Raw genomic sequence first — 16,854 nt, 5'->3', positions numbered from 1 at the left:
GAAGATGGAGACAAAAAGGGTATTTAAGTTTTTTACGGCATGGAATTTAGAAAAAGAAGAAGCTTTTTTACGAAAGATGCATCAGCAAGGTTGGGCATTACAAAAATATAATTTAATGTATACGTTTCAAAAAACTGAGCCAAAAGATGTAATATACAAAGCTGATTTTAGATTGGTTTATAGAGATTCGAAAGAACAACAACAAGAGTATTTCGAAATATACGAAATGTCAGGTTGGAAACGCGTAACAAGTTTCACAAGATGGAATTATTTTTGTAAAGAAGTAGAAGAGGTTAATGAATTGCCTGATATTTACTCAGAAAAGGAGACGAGGATACAAAAACTAAATGAATTATTGCTATTCCTTGTTATTATATCAGCAAGTATATTACCATCAATGTATAACCTATTTTTAAGCCCGATGGAATCAAGAGTGCCAATGTGGGCGAAAGTTACGACAGGTCTTTCAGGGTGTATGTGGATGTACTTCTTTATAAGACTCTCTTGGAAAATCAAAAAATTAAAAAGTGAAATATTATAATAAAAAGTGGAGTTTAAAAGAAGTTGATGAGAGTAAAACCGGGATCAACTTCTTTTGTTTCTATATAAACGTAATTTGTTCACTCTTTTTTATATAATAAAAACTATACAATTAAGTTGTAGAACTACTAGTTAAGTATTTATAACCTTATAACCAAATAAAAATCATAAATGAATAAGAAATGATTCTTAATAATAAACCACTAGTTAAAATAATCGAAAATCCTAAATATTAATATTGCTTGATGTATTGTCCTTTTTTGAATATTAAAAAAAGGGTGCGAAGTTTAACATACAATAAGGAAGAAATACATTTTTTTTACCGTATTAAACGAAAAAATCCCTTATAGAAAAAATCTATTTCTAAAAGGGATAGTAATGACATTGTTAGAAAGACTGATTTTGCGCAGGTTTAATAAATTGTTCTGGGTTTTCAACAAGTCCGCATACAGCACACTGGACGCGGTATGTAGGTCCTTGATAGGCCATATGAAAAGCATTCATCGTTTCATTTGTGTATTCTTCTTCTACTTGACCAGTTTGTGGATTTAATTTGACTGGTTTTACTTGTTGTTCAAGAATATTAAAGCGAGTACGGTTCGTTTTACAGCTTGGACATAGCATTGGTTCCATATGTATACACCTCCATTTGTATCATTTCTTAAAATCTTTAATTTTATGCAAGCAAAAAACTTTCTCAATATAAATAGGTGTTTAATGTATTTAAAATTCAGAAAAAATAAAATATAATAAAAGTACGAACTGGTTATGTCCAAACCAAATCTCCTGTTTTATGCCAATAAGCTGGGGGGCCGAGAAATCGGCCTCATTTTTTTTGCTCATTACAACAAAGAACAAGGTTTTTATGAGACTTTTGTCGAAATTTTAGGGATAGATATAAAGGGGGATGTAAAATGGATTTGAAAATGAAGTACATCATTTTATATGTAGAAAAGTTTGAAGAATGTTTAAAATTCTATAAAGATATTTTACAGTTACCTATAAAAGCAGAGCACGGTACATATATTGAATTTAATACTGGAACTACCATTTTAGCGATGAATACGCGGCAAGATGTGAAAGAATTAACAGGACTACCGCTTACAGAAGGTGAATTACAGTCTTCTCATTTTGAATTAGGATTCGTTGTTGAGAATGTACAAAAAACGATTGAGCAATTTAGAGAACAAGGAATCAAGATTTTAGTTGAACCTATTGTAAAACCGTGGGGACAAACAATTGCTTACATTGCTGATCCAGATGGAAATTATATTGAAATTTGCAGTTCATTAGAATAGAGGGAGAAAGAGAGATGGGATTTCCAAAACTAGAAACAGAACGTTTACTCTTAAGAGAACTTACACTATTAGATGCAGAAACGATGTTCCAATATTTTTCGAAAGAATCAGTTATACGTTATTTCGGAATGGATTCTTTTGAAAATATTGAGCAAGCGAAAACAACGATTCAAACGTTTAACAATCGTTATGAAGAGGGCAGTGTATTTCGCTGGGGAATCGAGAAAAAAGGGACGGGCCAATTAATCGGAACGTGCGGATTTCATTTAATTAATAATATTCATAAACGAGCTGAAATTGGTTATGAATTAGATGATACATATTGGGGACAAGGATATGCATCGGAAGCATTACAAGCGATTTTAGCTTACGGATTTGAAATGCTGCAACTGATAAGAATCGCAGCGGTTGTATATGTAGAAAATAAAGCTTCTCAAAAGTTGTTAATAAAAGCAGGATTTCAAGAAGAAGGATTACTTCGAAAACATATGATTCAAAATGGAGTTGCTCATGATACCATTTTATATTCTTTATTAAAAGAAGAGTGGAAGAAGTAATGAGTACAAACGAACTTATAACGATTATGAAGAATCATAGGGAAAATAGATTCATTTTAGGTATAGATGGTTTAAGTCGTTCAGGAAAAACAACATTCGTAGCAAATTTAAAAGAAAATATGAAACAAGAAGGCATTCCGTTTCATATTTTCCATATTGATGATCATATAGTAGAGCGTAATCGACGCTATTATACAAACCATGAAGAATGGTATGAGTATTATTGTTTACAGTGGGATATTACATACTTGAGGCAGAAGTTTTTTCAGAAGTTACAACATGAGACAAAATTAACTTTGCCTTTTTATCAAGAGGAAACAGACTCATGTGAAATGAAAAAAGTGCAGATTCCTATTGTAGGCGTAATTGTTATTGAAGGAGTTTTTCTGCAGCGAAAAGAATGGAGAGATTTCTTTCATTATATGGTCTATTTGGACTGTCCAAGAGAGACAAGGTTTCTACGTGAGAGTGAGGAGACACAGAAAAACCTTTCAAAGTTTGAAAATAGGTATTGGAAAGCAGAGGATTATTACTTAGAAATGGAATCGCCGAGGGATAGGGCGGATTTAGTCATTAAATGATTTGAACATAGCAGGTGAATAGAATGAATATTTTATGGGATTTTGATGGGACGTTATTTGATACGTATCCTGCATATACAATGTTGTTTTCTGAAATATTAGGTGATTCAGTAGAAAAACAAGAAATATACAAAAACTTAAAAATATCATACTCTCATGCAATTTAGTATTATAATATTTCATGCGAGCAGGAAGAAAAGATTAAAGTTTTGAAGGGAAAATTCACGTCAAAAGATATGAAACCTTTTGCAGGTGTCGAAGAGGTTTTGAAATTTGCAAATAAAAATGTGATTATGACCCATAAACATAGGGAAGGGGTTATGGGCATTTTAAAATATTACGGCTGGGAAAAATACTTCGTAGATATGGTTACAATTAACGATGGCTTTCCTCGAAAGCCAAACTCTTTAGCTTATAATCATCTGCATAAAAAATACAATATTGATTTAGCTATTGGAGATAGAGAATTAGATTTATTACCTGCAAAAGAATTAGGTATTTCAACATGTATGTTTCAAGGTAATTGTGATGTAGCGGATTATTCTTTATCACATTACTCGGAGTTTTTTAAGGTAGTGAGTGATAGAGAGTTTTCTTTATAAAAAAAGTTATTAATAAAGACTGTATCTTTCATTTTAAAGGTACAGTCTTTATTTTTTAGAGCTATTATATACCAATTGCCGTGGATTAAAGAATGATTGTATATCTTTAGTAAAGAAATAGTCAGGTTAGTTGTTAGATAGAAATAAACTGACAGATAAAGTGATAGTGTCCGTTTTATCTGCTTTTTATCATAACCAAATTATGGTTATTCATGCTAATATAAACTCATAGCTATATAGAAGGGGTGATTGTAGTGGATTAAGTGATTTTTTTAATCTTGGTTAAATACTTTGAAGATAGGGGTTTATAACTATGAATACAAAACTAATAATAGTAGAAGGGTTACCTGGATTTGGAAAATCAACCACTGCAAAGCTAATAAATGAAATTCTAAGCCAAAATAAAATTGAAGTTGAACTATTTTTAGAGGGAAATTTGAACCACCCAGCCGACTATGATGGTGTATCTTGTTTTAATAAATTTGAGTTCAATAGATTATTATCTAACAGTGGAGATTTTAAAGAAGTGCTCCTTAAGAAAGTTCTAAAAAAAGGAAGCAATTATTTATTACCATACAGAAAGATGAAAAATGAGTTTGGTGACCAGTTTTCGGACGAATTATTTAACGTTATTTTAAAAAATGATATATACGAATTACCATTCGATAAAAATGTTGAATTAATTGCTGACAAATGGAATGACTTTGCTGAAATCGCTCTAGAAGACAATAAGGTTTATATCTTTGAATGTTGTTTCATACAAAATCCATTAACTATTGGGATGATTAAATATGGTGAACAAAAAGAAAAAATAATAAATTATGTAATGAAAGTTGCAAAAATCATAGAGAATTTAAACCCAATGTTATTGTATGTAGAACAAGATAATCTTGAATTTTCATTTAGGAAGGCGTTAAAAGAAAGAACTCCAGAATGGTCCACAGGAATTATCGACTATTACACTAACCAAGGCTATGGGAAAGAACATCACCATTCAGGTGTAGAAGGAGCGATAAAAGTTCTTGAAGCTAGAAGGAATTTAGAATTAGAAATATTCGATATGTTAAAAATGAAAAAAGAAACGATCAATAATACAAAATATGAAATTGACTCATATAGGTCAATGTTAAAAGATAAGTTAGCCATACAAATGGTGAAATAGCTTTTTACACTAACTGGTGCTTTAGTTGAAGAGGGAAATAAAAAACGCTCAGAATATTTTCTGAGCGTTTTAGTTTGTTATTTCTAATGTTTATTAGCATTTTTCTCTTCCTAAACTGAACCCATTACTCGTATGAAGGACTCTATTTATTCGGTATCTTCAGGTTGATATTCTAAAATATCCCCCGGTTGGCATTCTAATGCTTTACATATTGCTTCTAAAGTTGAAAAACGGACTGCTTTTGCTTTTCCATTTTTCAAGATAGAAAGGTTAGCCATTGTAATTCCAACCTTCTCTGAAAGTTCTGTTACACTCATTTTTCTTTTTGCTAACATTACATCAATATTAATAATAATTGCCATATTATTCACCTCAGACCGTTAAATCATTTTCTGATTTTATATCTATAGCATCTTTTAATAGTCTTTGGAGAACGGCAGCAAAGACCGCGATTACCATTGAAGCAAAAATCATAATCATTCCGATAATAATAATGCCAGGGGCGTCATCTCTCTCTGCCACGAGATAGAAAAGTGGCATACCTAATACATATAATACACTAATTGCCAATGCGCTGTACTTAATATTTTTTAAAGCTTTAACAGATAACTCAGAGAATGCGTTGTTTGTATCAATATAGTTTAAAAGTTTAAATGTTTGGTACAAAGCGAAGTAATAAGGTATTGCTGTTGCGTATAAATTGATAAATACAAGGTATTTAATATATGCAATATCCGGATATAATTCTGCGGCGAAGTTTCCTATTTTAGGAACTAAAAAAATGCACATAGCAAGAACGGGGATTCCGATCAGAATCACAACGGTCTTTAAAAAGAGTGTGGATCCTTGTTTCATAAAAAGCACCTCATTTATTTAATATCTTATTAATTTAACATGAAATTTATTGTTAAACAATAAAATTTTATTTCTTTTAATCGAGGATTTATTGTTAAACAAGTAATTAATGAAAAGGATGCTAAATCTTTTTTATAAGATAGATGACACATACCGATATTTAATTAAGGAAAGAAATAGAAAGTAACTATTGTTAGCTTTATGAGAATTGGGAACTAATAAAACATATGTAGGTTGTGGAATGAGAAAGGAAATAAGGTGTATTGAAATGAATGCAAAGTTTATGGAGGAACAATCATGTTGAATTATGGTGTGAAGATGAAAAAGTTACTATTAGTGGGAGCTATAATAGTAAGCGTATTAAGTACGGAAAGTATGATGAATTATCATGCGGCCAAAGCTAAGGTGAAAAAAGTAGAACACCAGCCTAAAAATATAATTATGATGGTTATGGACGGAACAAGTTCAACGGCGACAACATTGGCTCGCTGGTATAAAGGGGCACCGCTTACGTTAGATCAAATTGTAACAGGAGGTGTTCGTACATATTCTGCAGAATCAGCTATTACAGACTCAGCGCCAGCAGCAACAGCATTAGCAACTGGAAATAAATCGAATTCAGGATATGTAGGCGTACTACCTTCTATTGTAAATTCACCTAACTTAAAGCCAATAAAAGAAGAGGACAAGTTACGGCCGGTCGCAAACGTATTGGAAGGTGCAAAACGTACTGGACGTGCAACTGGAATTGTTGCTACATCTGAAATTCAGCATGCTACTCCGGCGGGATTCTCGGCTCACCATGTCAATCGCAAGCAATTTGACGTAATTGCGAAGCAGCAAGTATATCAAAATATAGATGTCGTATTAGGCGGGGGAAAAGCGGCGCTGCTACCTATGAAAAGTAATGGAGTCCGAAAAGATGGTGAAAATTTAGTAAAGGTGATTCAAGACAAAGGATACGATTTTGTTGAAACGAAAGATGCGTTATTGAACTCCAAATCTAATAAAATTTGGGGCTCTTTCTCAAATCATGCTCTTGCGTTTGATATAGATCGTATAGCAACAAATCCAGAACAACCAACACTTTCTCAAATGACAGAAAAAGCAATTCAAACATTATCAAAAGACAAAGATGGTTTCTTTTTATTCGTAGAAGGTAGTAAGCCTGATTGGGCAGCTCATGCTAATGATCCAATTGGGATGATTAGTGATGTATTGGCATTTGATGAAGCGGTAGCAAAGGCGTTACAATTTGCGAAGAAAGATGGGGATACGATGCTCATCGCTTTAACTGATCATGGTAACAGCGGTATCTCTATAGGGAATAGAAATACGACAAAAGGATACAATACTACACCGGTTTCTGCATACATTGATTCATTGAAAAAGGCGAAAATGACACTTGAAGGAACTATAAATAAACTGAAATCTGATTTATCAAATGTAGAAGATGTAGCTAAACTATACGGTTTGGATAATCTAACTCATGATGAAAAAGAAAAATTAAAAGCGGCAAAAAAGAAAATGGATGTAGGACGAATTCTTACTACATTATTGGCTAATCGTGCAAATATTGGCTTTACGACAGGAGGACATACAGGTGAGGATGTATTTTTACATTCTTATGGACCTCAAAAACCAGAAGGCTTAATCCAAAATACAGACATTGCGAAGACGATGGCGAAAGCGATGGGCTTTAACTTAGAAGAAGTAACGAATAAAATATTTTTAGAGAGTGAACAAGCCTTTAAGAAAATCGGTGCAACTGTAACAGCCGACAAAACCGAAGGAGCAAACCCGTTACTCGTAGTAAAACATAATAAAGTAGAAGCACAATTATTTGGTAACAAAAATATAATTCGTATCAATGGTAAAGGGTATGAATTAGGAAGTATTATTGTAGAGAGTAATGGAAAGTGCTATGTACCAGAAGAAGCAATTCAACTATTTGTAAAGCATTCTCGTTAAAAAATTGCCAACCAGTTAAGCTAACTGGTGGCAATTTTTTTGTGTTTATTCTAAATATAAGGGTTCGGATTGTTTTGGAAAGTTTTCCAGATGAGACTTGTATAAATGTGAAAGGGGAATTATATTTTTTTCTTACATTAAAAAATTTCGTTTTGTAGAATAGAGAATTTATACATATAGTAAAGTCTAATGTATTATCAATTAATATTTATGAAAAATATATTAATACTTTAGAATTTCTTTAATTTTCATTATTTTTTATTTAATATTATTCGTTATATTTATAATATGTTTATTTCAATTTATCGTATTGTAGCGCAGTTTCATATAATTATAAAGCAATCATCAAAATAAAATCTCCACTAGAGTAAATTTATTATTTTTTTGCGTCTTTTTTATCCCGCTATTTGCTGGGCAGTAAGACCCCCACCTCAAAATTCAGCGAAAGCAAAGAAGTTAGGTGGGGATCGGGCTGCCTGTAAAAGCCCGATTGGTGAGGGCTGATTAAAGTTTCACTTTATTTACGAAAATTATTATGCAGCTAAGAAAACTGTAGTTCATTGAATTAGAGGTATATTAGAATTTAGTTGAAGAAAGAGAGAGGGAATAAAATGAATATAGTGCACTTACGTCCTAAACAGCGGTCTAAGTATCGCATTATGCTAGGGACGTGGTATTACTCTACAAAGAGATACATTCAGTGGTTAGTAGACGGAAAAACATATGCAAAAAGGCTCCAACAAGAAAAGCTACCTTGTACAGCAATTCAGCACCGAACGATATTACTTCGTAAGCTCAAAGATGTAGATATGTGGTATCAACAGAATAAGGTTGTTAATTTGAAAATTGCTGTAAAAAAACTAAATGGTATCGTCATTAGACCAGGAGAAACATTTTCTTACTGGCGTTTAATAGGTAAGCCTACGAGGAAAAAAGGATATGTAGAAGGTATGGTATTACACTACGGATCTTTTCAAACAGGTATTGGAGGAGGTCTTTGTCAGCTTTCGAATTTAATATATTGGATGACTTTACATACACCACTGACAGTAACAGAACGATATCGTCATAGCTTTGATGTCTTTCCTGATTCGAGGCGAACTCAACCGTTTGGGAGTGGAGCGACTTGTTCCTATAACTATTTGGATTTACAAATTAAAAATGAAACGGACCAACCGTATCAACTTCACCTTTATATGACAGATGAACATTTAGTTGGTGAATGGAGAACAGTCTATCCGCAACTTTATCAATATGAAGTGTATGAGAAAGAACACTCAATTCAACCTGCATACTGGGGCGGTTATATACGACATAATGTGATTCAACGTAAAGTATATAATCAACAGAAACAGTTAATAGAAGATCAATATGTAACGGAGAATCACGCTATAATGATGTATGAACCACTATTAGCTTGTAATAATGAGAATAGTGAGTAATATGATAATCCATAGATTAAATAGTATAGAAAATATTTAATTCTTATTTTTATTAAAAAAATATAAATCTCAGATTTACTGGATTTTGATTGTAACTAAGAACATATAAAAGTTCACTGTTATTTATTGGAGAGCCTGTTTGTTTTTCTATCTTTTGTATTTCACTCTGCATAAAAAATATTTCTCAACATTTTATTTGTTGAAAAAGATTGAATATTCGTATTATAACGAATATTATGTTGTTATCGGCAAAAAACGATAATTTGCAGACACTGGGGAGGAAATACATTGAAAAAGAAAAAGAAATTAAAACCATTAGCGGTATTAACAACAGCAGCGGTACTAAGTAGTACGTTTGCTTTTGGAGGTCACGCAGCGTATGCTGAGACACCAACATCATCTCTACCAATAGATGAGCACTTAATACCGGAGGAGCGTTTGGCAGAAGCGCTAAAACAACGGGGGGTAATTGATCAATCTGCATCACAAGCTGAGACGTCAAAAGCTGTCGAAAAATATGTTGAGAAAAAGAAAGGGGAAAACCCTGGGAAAGAAATCTTAACAGGAGATAGTCTTACACAAGAAGCTTCTGATTTTATGAAAAAAGTAAAAGATGCAAAAATGAAGGAAAATGAACAGGCACAGCAGCCTGAAGTAGGCCCAGTAGCTGGACAAGGTGCAGCATTAAATCCAGGGAAATTAAATGGAAAAGTACCTACTACATCAGCGAAGCAAGAAGAATACAATGGAGCTGTTCGAAAAGATAAAGTACTTGTTTTACTTGTAGAATTTAGCGATTTTAAGCATAACAATATTGATCAAGAGCCAGGATACATGTATTCTAAGGACTTTAATCGTGAACATTATCAAAAAATGTTATTTGGTGATGAACCATTCACTTTATTTGATGGATCGAAGATTAACACATTTAAGCAATATTATGAAGAACAATCTGGTGGTAGCTATACAGTTGATGGGACTGTAACAGAATGGCTTACTGTTCCAGGAAAAGCATCAGATTATGGTGCTGATGCGGGTACTGGTCATGATAACAAGGGGCCTTTAGGACCAAAAGATTTTGTGAAAGAAGCATTAAAAGCAGCGGTAGCAAAAGGAATCAATTTAGCAGACTATGACCAATTTGATCAATACGATCAAGATGGTGATGGAAATAAAAATGAGCCAGATGGAATTATTGATCATTTAATGGTTGTACATGCTGGCGTTGGTCAAGAAGCTGGCGGCGGTAAATTGAAAGATGATGCGATTTGGTCACATCGTTCAAAACTCGGTTCAAAACCATATGCAATTGATGGCACGAAATCTTCTGTTTCGAACTGGGGCGGAAAGATGGCTGCATACGATTATACAATCGAGCCTGAAGACGGAGCGGTTGGTGTGTTTGCACATGAGTATGGCCATGATTTAGGCTTACCAGATGAATATGATACAAAGTACTCAGGACAAGGTGAACCTGTTGAGTCATGGTCTATTATGAGTGGTGGTAGCTGGGCTGGAAAAATTGCAGGAACAGAGCCAACGAGTTTCTCACCACAAAATAAAGAGTTTTTCCAAAAGAATATGAAGGGGAATTGGGCGAATATCCTTGAAGTAGATTATGACAAACTTAGCAAAGGCATCGGTGTTGCGACATATGTAGATCAAAGTACTACAAAATCTAAACGACCTGGAATCGTTCGTGTTAACTTGCCGGACAAAGATATAAAAAATATCGAATCGGCGTTTGGTAAGAAGTTCTATTATAGTACAAAAGGAAATGACATTCATACAACACTTGAGACGCCAGTATTTGACTTAACAAATGCAAAGGATGCTAAGTTCGATTATAAGGCATTTTACGAACTTGAAGCGAAGTATGATTTCCTTGACGTATATGCGATTGCAGAAGATGGAACGAAGACACGCATTGATAGAATGGGCGAAAAAGATGTAAAAGGCGGCGCGGATACAACTGATGGTAAATGGGTTGATAAATCATACGATTTAAGCCAATTCAAAGGAAAAAAAGTAAAACTGCAATTTGAGTACTTAACAGATATTGCAGTAGCTTATAAAGGATTTGCGTTAGATAATGCAGCCTTAACTGTAGATGGAAAAGTTGTTTTCTCTGATGATGCAGAAGGTCAGCCAGCAATGACGTTAAAAGGCTTTACTGTGTCTAACGGATTTGAACAGAAAAAACATAATTACTATGTAGAGTGGAGAAATTACGCTGGTTCTGACACTGCGTTACAACATGCACGTGGCCCAGTATTTAATACAGGAATGGTTGTATGGTATGCGGATCAAAGCTTTACAGATAACTGGGTAGGCGTTCATCCAGGTGAAGGGTTCTTAGGAGTTGTAGATTCTCATCCAGAGGCAATTGTAGGGACATTAAACGGACAACCTACTGTGAAGAGCAGTACGCGTTATCAAATTGCCGATGCGGCATTCTCATTTGATCAAACGCCAGCATGGAAAGTAAATTCACCAACTCGCGGTATCTTTGATTATAAAGGATTACCAGGAGTGGCGAAATTTGATGATTCTAAGCAATACATCAACAGCATTATTCCTGATGCAGGACGTAAGTTACCAAAATTAGGACTGAAGTTTGAAGTGGTAGGCCAAGCTGAAGACAAGTCTGCAGGTGCAGTTTGGCTTCATCGATAAAATAAGGTGAAAAGAAGAGGAGCTGCCATAAGTCGGTGAAATTGACTTATGGTAGCTCTTTTCTTCTTGTGAAAAAACTCTCTGTTTTTTTATGTACTTATTGGAAAAATTCGAAGTTTCTTTGATATATATAATGCTCCGTTTGTCCAATTATAGAAGCTATTTTGGACGTAAGAAATTTGTAAGTAATGAGTAAGAAAAAAGAGATTTTTATAGTATAAAATATTTATTATAGCTACTTTTAACACCTGATACTAATAGTGTGCTATAATATGAATTAGCAACAAAAAGGAAAGGAATTAGAACAATGACCTTAGAAAATACTAAAAATTTAAAAAAACAAGTTGCTCCTTTTGAAAAATCAACGATTAAAAAAAGTGTTTGGCAACTGATCAACACAATCGTGCCATTTATTATTTTATGGTACCTTGCTTATAAAAGTTTGTCAGTTTCTTATTGGTTAACATTAGTTCCAGCATTGTTAGCCGCTGGATTTATGACAAGGATTTTCATTATTTTTCATGATTGCACCCATTATTCGTTTTTTAAAAGTCGACGTGCAAATAGAATAGTTGGAACGTGTATGGGTGTTTTAACATTATTCCCATTTGATCAGTGGGGGCATGAGCATTCTATTCACCACGCTACGAGTGGTAATTTGGATAAAAGGGGTACAGGAGATATTTGGACGCTTACAGTAGATGAATATGTAGCAGCACCATTTAGACTTCGTTTAGCATATCGTTTATATCGCAATCCATTCGTTATGTTTGGGTTAGGCCCGATTTATGTTTTCCTGCTTAAAAATAGATTTAACCGAAAAGGTGCTAGAAAAAAAGAACGTATGAACACTTATTTAACGAATATTTTAATCGTTGCTATTATAGGAATGCTTTGCTGGGCAATTGGATGGCAATCGTTTCTTTTAGTACATGGTTCTATATTTTTAATAGCAGGTTCAATAGGTATTTGGTTGTTTTACGTACAGCACACATTTGAGGATTCTTATTTTGAAGAGGATAAAGATTGGGAATATGTGAAAGCGGCAGTGGAAGGAAGTTCTTTTTATAAGCTTCCTAAAATTTTGCAATTCTTAACTGGTAATATTGGATTCCATCATGTTCACCATTTAAGCCCAAGAGTACCTAACTATAAACTAGAAGAGGCACACAATAATACGCTTCCGTTAAAAAATGTACCAACGATTACGCTTGCTACAAGCTTACAATCACTACGTTTCCGTCTTTGGGATGAGAAAAGTAACAATTTTGTTAGCTTTAAAGATGTCAAAAATATAATTAAAAATAATGTTTCTGTTCGAGTGAAATCTGAACTATAATTGCATCGTATATAAAACTCCCCTTAATCATTTTCGATTTAAGGGGAGTTTTTGTTTAAAGAGTAGATGCCAGATAAGAAGAAAAATTAAATGATTCAAATTATAATTGAAGCAGATTAGAAAATTGCTTGTATGTAAGTACAAATGTAAGTTGACAGTAAATACATTATGTTAACAAATGGAGTTGTCATGAATTTTCCGTTATGATAATTGTTCATAAATCCGACGAAAATTAATAGCAAAAAGGGGGGTACACATGCCTATCAACTTAAAAATGAAAACAAAGTGTACTTTCTGTGTACACTTGTTTTTTCATACGCTCACGAAGTTGTTTTTCTGTAAATCGATACATAATCACCCGAGTGAATAGTTTTTTATCCTTTCCAATATAAGCTTCTTTTATTTCATAGGACTGTCCTGATTTTAAGGTATCCATGATGTGCTCTAAATCAACTTTGATGTACTGATATTGTTTTTTTATTGTTCCGTTTCGAAAGTATTCAGGAAATTCATTTTTGACATATATCCTATTGTTTAATTTGAGTCGCGGTATATAGTACACACCACGTTGATCCATTAGAACAAATTATCCTTTTCCATACCGATCACACATCTTTTGTAGAATGATAGTATCAGCATATCCCAGTTTAAGAGGTTACTTGCAAAAATATTTAGAATTTTTTTTGCGATAATCCTCCGAAATGTAATACGGACTTTAAATACTTTCATTTATAATTCTCTATTTGTCTATACTTTTCATATCGCTGTTGTATAAGCTCTTCCGAGGATAATATTATCAATTTTTTTAGAGATGATTCGATTACAGATTCAATCATTTTTGCCTGTGATTGTATATCATTTTGTGCTCCACCTTTAATTTCAGGAATGATTTCATCAATAATTCCTAAATGTTTTAAATCTTTTGCTGAAATTTTCATATGTTCAGCAGCTTCTGGAGCATACTTAGCGTCCTTCCATAGGATAGATGCTGCTCCTTCTGGCGAAATTACCGAGTACCATGAATACTCTAACATATGGATATGGTTACCGACACTAATGCCAAGAGCCCCACCACTTGATGCCTCTCCAATTACAATACAAACAATTGGCACTTTAAGTGTAGCCATTTCAAATAGATTCCGAGCTATCGCTTCAGAAATTCCACGTTCTTCAGACCCTATCCCTGGATAGGCGCCTATTGTATCAATAAATGTAATAATAGGGCGATTAAATTTATCAGCTTGTTTCATAAGTCTTAGCGCTTTTCTATAACCTTCTGGATGTGCCATTCCAAAATTTCTTTCTATACTTTCCTTTGTATTTCTACCTCTTTGATGACCAATAACCGTAACGGGCATTCCTTTAAATTTTGCAATACCACCTATCATTGCTTTATCATCACCATATAATCGATCACCATGAAGTTCGAGAAAGTTTGTAAACAATAAAGGTATATAGTCCAATGTCGTGGGTCGATTACGTAGCCTTGCAATTTGAACTCGTTGAAAAGGTGTAATATTAGAATAAATTTTATCTTGCATTTTATTTAAACGTTTTTCTAATTCATGAATTTCTGACGATAAATCTACATTATTTTCTTTCATAATTTTCTTTAATTCATCAAATTTCTCTTTTAATTCAATAATAGGACGTTCAAAATGCAAACTCATTTTATCCTCCAAATGTTATGATTTACCTCACTCTAATCAAAAGGCTTAGAAATAGAATCAATAAATAATTCAAAACCATCCACAACTATTTTTTGTTCTGATTCTGATAAATTATTGAGAATACTTTGATAAAATGTAATGGATTGCTCTCTTAAGCAATTAACAGTTATGTGACCTTTTTCTGTGAGGTGCAGAAAAAGTTCTCTTCTATTTTTTTCATTTACTTCACGATAAATAAGCCCCTTTTTTACTAACTTATCTACCAATCTACTTACAGTTGAAGTCTCTAATCTAAGTTTATTGGATAGTTGCCAAACAGTTAATTTTTCCACCTCTAGTTCTTCTAATGCCATCATTTGAGAAGTTGGTAAAGGTTTTTCAAATGGTCCATTGGGCAATTTTTGAGATTCAAAAACCCCAGTTATTATAATCATTTTCTTAATATCTTTTCTTAGTTTTAAGGCATCTTCTCTTTTCAAAAAGGTCACCCTCCTACAACTATTGTATCATACATCAATTGTATTATACATGAATATGATTTTTTCACAAGCTTAACGTAAGCCAATATTACAACATGGACGAGATATTTCTTCTTGTTAAAATGGTATAAGTGGATTGTTTTCTACAAATAGCAGAACATCAATTATGTATCAGGGGCCTTTATGGGGTACCGCTCATCGAAATCAAGCTAAGAAAATAAAACTACCCCCAAAAACGAAATTTTGTGACAACTTGTGACGAAATTTCGTTTTTGGGGGGGGAATTCTAAATTCTTAAGTTGATGGGCATGGGAATCGTACAACATTATATCCAAAAATAAGAAAAGACTTGAACGGAAATTCCATTCATTTTTCTTGGTGTTCCTCATTCCATACACTTAAATAGGACGCATATTCTAATTCATCTGGATTCTCATGTAACATAGAAATGAATTCTAATTTATTTCCATCACAATCTAGAAAGTATACACTTGCAGCAGGCATCCACCTTTGGACAATTGGCTTTTGATTTCCTTTTCCTTGACTTCCTATCACTGCTATTCCACGTTCCTCTAACCACGCTTTAGAAGTCATTAAAAACTCTAAATTTACACCAAAAGCAAAATGTCTCGGCTCAAAGTCTTCAATGTTTTGTACTTCCCATAGTCCAAGCATTTGTTGTTTATTTTCTCCGACCCAAAAGAAAGCCACTCTTCTTTTGGAGAACTTTCTTGCTAACGTTAATCCTAGCTTGTTTTGATAGAAATTTATTGCGTTTTCTAAATTTCTTACATGTAAATGAGTTTCGTATATGTTCTGTATTATTATGATCATTCCTTTCTTTATTTGTAACTACCAATTAAATAGTGAATGTAATTCTAAAGTTGAAATATGTATAAGCCTAGTAATGTACATCTATATCCGATATACCTATTTACTATTATATTGAAATTGGAATGTGATAAATCCCACTGAAGTAGTAAGTGTTTAAATGAACACTCTACTACTTTTGTAGGAGAGGGGATATATCTATTAAATTCAGATGAAATCATATTTAAATAATGAAAAACGCTATTCTTTTCGTAAGAATAGCGTTTTTTTATGTTTTTAAGTTGGTGGCCATAGGGTAGAATTTGAAAAATGAGGATTTACAAAGCTAAGAAGTTTAACTCCACAAAAAAATCGATTTCCTGTGGAGTTAAAGGAATCGACTTTTTTATTTACCTTGATGTATTAACGCAGCTGTTAACTTAATAGTAAATAAGTAGAATCCACTATTTCTCCCAAAGTTCGATCAATCGACCTTCAGGATCCTTAATCCAAATAAACTTTCCAAATTCACTGATTTCTTCTTTCTTCTCAAGAGGTACACCAATATTCTCAAGATGCTTTATAGTCTCGTTTAGATTATGTACTTCGAAATTTAACATCACTTGTTGTTCTTTTGGAAAATAATTGTCATTCTCTGTAAAGAAAGAAAAGATGGTCTCATTTCCTAACTGGGGTTTAATCACAGTTCCATTCCAATCTTCTATATCAAGTTTCAACACTTCACTGTACCATTTTTTTATAACATCAAGATTCTTAGTTCTCCAAAATATTCCTCCAAAACCTTTTATCATCGTATCTAACTCCTGTCTGTCTTTAAATATATATTAAATATATCAAAACAAAACAGTAAT

16 protein-coding genes and 2 pseudogenes are annotated in these 16,854 nt (G+C 33.1%); 10 read left to right on the top strand and 8 right to left on the bottom strand.

The window, feature by feature from the left end; all coding sequences use genetic code 11:
* Window positions 1-4: 4 nt before the first annotated feature.
* The gene (locus tag ACUXVC_RS15105; protein WP_088022737.1) at window positions 5-541 is read left to right on the top strand and encodes a DUF2812 domain-containing protein; all 537 of its coding nucleotides are present in this window, start codon (window positions 5-7) and stop codon (window positions 539-541) included.
* Window positions 542-927: 386 nt separating this feature from the next.
* Here the strand turns inward: ACUXVC_RS15105 and ACUXVC_RS15100 are convergent, their stop codons facing one another.
* Complete coding sequence (locus ACUXVC_RS15100) at window positions 928-1,173, bottom strand: hypothetical protein (protein ID WP_000433609.1); 246 nt, start codon at window positions 1,171-1,173, stop codon at window positions 928-930.
* A 281-nt stretch (window positions 1,174-1,454) separates the two neighbouring features.
* Here ACUXVC_RS15100 and ACUXVC_RS15095 point away from each other — a divergent pair, with 281 nt between their 5' ends.
* The 5 genes and pseudogenes from ACUXVC_RS15095 to ACUXVC_RS15075 all read left to right on the top strand — a co-directional run bounded on the left by ACUXVC_RS15095 (window position 1,455) and on the right by ACUXVC_RS15075 (window position 4,740).
* The gene (locus ACUXVC_RS15095) at window positions 1,455-1,838 is read left to right on the top strand and encodes a VOC family protein (protein WP_000364502.1); all 384 of its coding nucleotides are present in this window, start codon (window positions 1,455-1,457) and stop codon (window positions 1,836-1,838) included.
* A 14-nt stretch (window positions 1,839-1,852) separates the two neighbouring features.
* Entirely contained in the window at window positions 1,853-2,395 is a 543-nt protein-coding gene (locus ACUXVC_RS15090) for a GNAT family N-acetyltransferase (protein WP_000506654.1), read from the top strand.
* Window positions 2,395-2,976, top strand: a complete 582-nt coding sequence (locus ACUXVC_RS15085) for a kinase (protein WP_000106123.1) — start codon at window positions 2,395-2,397, stop codon at window positions 2,974-2,976. The genes ACUXVC_RS15090 and ACUXVC_RS15085 overlap by 1 nt, the downstream gene beginning before the upstream one ends.
* Before the next feature lie 23 nt (window positions 2,977-2,999).
* A pseudogene (locus ACUXVC_RS15080) lies at window positions 3,000-3,578 on the top strand (HAD-IA family hydrolase).
* A 313-nt stretch (window positions 3,579-3,891) separates the two neighbouring features.
* Window positions 3,892-4,740, top strand: a complete 849-nt coding sequence (locus ACUXVC_RS15075; protein WP_050844076.1) for a PRK06761 family protein — start codon at window positions 3,892-3,894, stop codon at window positions 4,738-4,740.
* A gap of 146 nt (window positions 4,741-4,886) precedes the next feature.
* Here ACUXVC_RS15075 and ACUXVC_RS15070 read toward each other — a convergent pair whose 3' ends face one another.
* Window positions 4,887-5,102, bottom strand: coding sequence for a helix-turn-helix domain-containing protein (locus ACUXVC_RS15070; RefSeq protein WP_000974619.1), 216 nt, complete (start codon window positions 5,100-5,102; stop codon window positions 4,887-4,889).
* Window positions 5,103-5,112: 10 nt separating this feature from the next.
* Window positions 5,113-5,595, bottom strand: coding sequence for a DUF2975 domain-containing protein (locus ACUXVC_RS15065; RefSeq protein WP_053564140.1), 483 nt, complete (start codon window positions 5,593-5,595; stop codon window positions 5,113-5,115).
* A gap of 297 nt (window positions 5,596-5,892) precedes the next feature.
* On the opposite strand from ACUXVC_RS15065, the gene ACUXVC_RS15060 reads away from it, so the two are divergent.
* From ACUXVC_RS15060 to ACUXVC_RS15045, 4 genes are all read left to right on the top strand, one after another.
* Window positions 5,893-7,566, top strand: a complete 1,674-nt coding sequence (locus tag ACUXVC_RS15060; protein WP_144465305.1) for an alkaline phosphatase — start codon at window positions 5,893-5,895, stop codon at window positions 7,564-7,566.
* A gap of 611 nt (window positions 7,567-8,177) precedes the next feature.
* Complete coding sequence (locus tag ACUXVC_RS15055) at window positions 8,178-9,008, top strand: VanW family protein (RefSeq protein ID WP_088022222.1); 831 nt, start codon at window positions 8,178-8,180, stop codon at window positions 9,006-9,008.
* Between the two features lie 288 nt (window positions 9,009-9,296).
* A complete protein-coding gene (locus ACUXVC_RS15050; RefSeq protein WP_000727446.1) occupies window positions 9,297-11,684 on the top strand; it encodes an immune inhibitor A domain-containing protein in 2,388 nt (795 codons plus the stop codon).
* A 307-nt stretch (window positions 11,685-11,991) separates the two neighbouring features.
* Window positions 11,992-13,023 (top strand): fatty acid desaturase, encoded by a 1,032-nt coding sequence (locus ACUXVC_RS15045; protein ID WP_000171496.1) that lies wholly within the window; start codon window positions 11,992-11,994, stop codon window positions 13,021-13,023.
* Window positions 13,024-13,312: 289 nt separating this feature from the next.
* On the opposite strand, the pseudogene ACUXVC_RS15040 reads toward ACUXVC_RS15045, so the two are convergent.
* The 5 genes and pseudogenes from ACUXVC_RS15040 to ACUXVC_RS15020 all read right to left on the bottom strand — a co-directional run.
* Window positions 13,313-13,600, bottom strand: a pseudogene (locus ACUXVC_RS15040) (IS4 family transposase); the annotation flags it as partial.
* Window positions 13,601-13,748: 148 nt separating this feature from the next.
* Window positions 13,749-14,693 carry an acetyl-CoA carboxylase carboxyltransferase subunit alpha gene (locus ACUXVC_RS15035; protein WP_144465304.1) on the bottom strand — a complete coding sequence of 315 codons (945 nt, stop codon included), beginning with the start codon at window positions 14,691-14,693 and terminating at the stop codon, window positions 13,749-13,751.
* Window positions 14,694-14,725: 32 nt separating this feature from the next.
* A complete protein-coding gene (locus tag ACUXVC_RS15030) occupies window positions 14,726-15,172 on the bottom strand; it encodes a MarR family winged helix-turn-helix transcriptional regulator (protein WP_095690649.1) in 447 nt (148 codons plus the stop codon).
* Between the two features lie 366 nt (window positions 15,173-15,538).
* Entirely contained in the window at window positions 15,539-15,997 is a 459-nt protein-coding gene (locus ACUXVC_RS15025) for a VOC family protein (protein WP_141241136.1), read from the bottom strand.
* 449 nt (window positions 15,998-16,446) lie between these two features.
* Window positions 16,447-16,794, bottom strand: coding sequence for a VOC family protein (locus ACUXVC_RS15020; protein ID WP_016081144.1), 348 nt, complete (start codon window positions 16,792-16,794; stop codon window positions 16,447-16,449).
* Window positions 16,795-16,854 lie beyond the last annotated feature (60 nt).

The organism is Bacillus sp. N6 (genome assembly GCF_052805735.1).
This window is presented reverse-complemented; position numbering and strand designations above follow the sequence as displayed.

Excerpts from the sequence above, each read along its gene's own strand:
- ACUXVC_RS15105 (WP_088022737.1), top strand. The coding sequence starts at position 5 with ATGGAGACAAAAAGGGTATTTAAGTTTTTTACGGCATGGAATTTAGAA.
- ACUXVC_RS15100 (WP_000433609.1), bottom strand. The coding sequence starts at position 1,173 with ATGGAACCAATGCTATGTCCAAGCTGTAAAACGAACCGTACTCGCTTT.
- ACUXVC_RS15095 (WP_000364502.1), top strand. The coding sequence starts at position 1,455 with ATGGATTTGAAAATGAAGTACATCATTTTATATGTAGAAAAGTTTGAA.
- ACUXVC_RS15090 (WP_000506654.1), top strand. The coding sequence starts at position 1,853 with ATGGGATTTCCAAAACTAGAAACAGAACGTTTACTCTTAAGAGAACTT.
- ACUXVC_RS15085 (WP_000106123.1), top strand. The coding sequence starts at position 2,395 with ATGAGTACAAACGAACTTATAACGATTATGAAGAATCATAGGGAAAAT.
- ACUXVC_RS15075 (WP_050844076.1), top strand. The coding sequence starts at position 3,892 with ATGAATACAAAACTAATAATAGTAGAAGGGTTACCTGGATTTGGAAAA.
- ACUXVC_RS15070 (WP_000974619.1), bottom strand. The coding sequence starts at position 5,102 with ATGGCAATTATTATTAATATTGATGTAATGTTAGCAAAAAGAAAAATG.
- ACUXVC_RS15065 (WP_053564140.1), bottom strand. The coding sequence starts at position 5,595 with ATGAAACAAGGATCCACACTCTTTTTAAAGACCGTTGTGATTCTGATC.
- ACUXVC_RS15060 (WP_144465305.1), top strand. The coding sequence starts at position 5,893 with ATGTTGAATTATGGTGTGAAGATGAAAAAGTTACTATTAGTGGGAGCT.
- ACUXVC_RS15055 (WP_088022222.1), top strand. The coding sequence starts at position 8,178 with ATGAATATAGTGCACTTACGTCCTAAACAGCGGTCTAAGTATCGCATT.
- ACUXVC_RS15045 (WP_000171496.1), top strand. The coding sequence starts at position 11,992 with ATGACCTTAGAAAATACTAAAAATTTAAAAAAACAAGTTGCTCCTTTT.
- ACUXVC_RS15035 (WP_144465304.1), bottom strand. The coding sequence starts at position 14,693 with ATGAGTTTGCATTTTGAACGTCCTATTATTGAATTAAAAGAGAAATTT.
- ACUXVC_RS15020 (WP_016081144.1), bottom strand. The coding sequence starts at position 16,794 with ATGATAAAAGGTTTTGGAGGAATATTTTGGAGAACTAAGAATCTTGAT.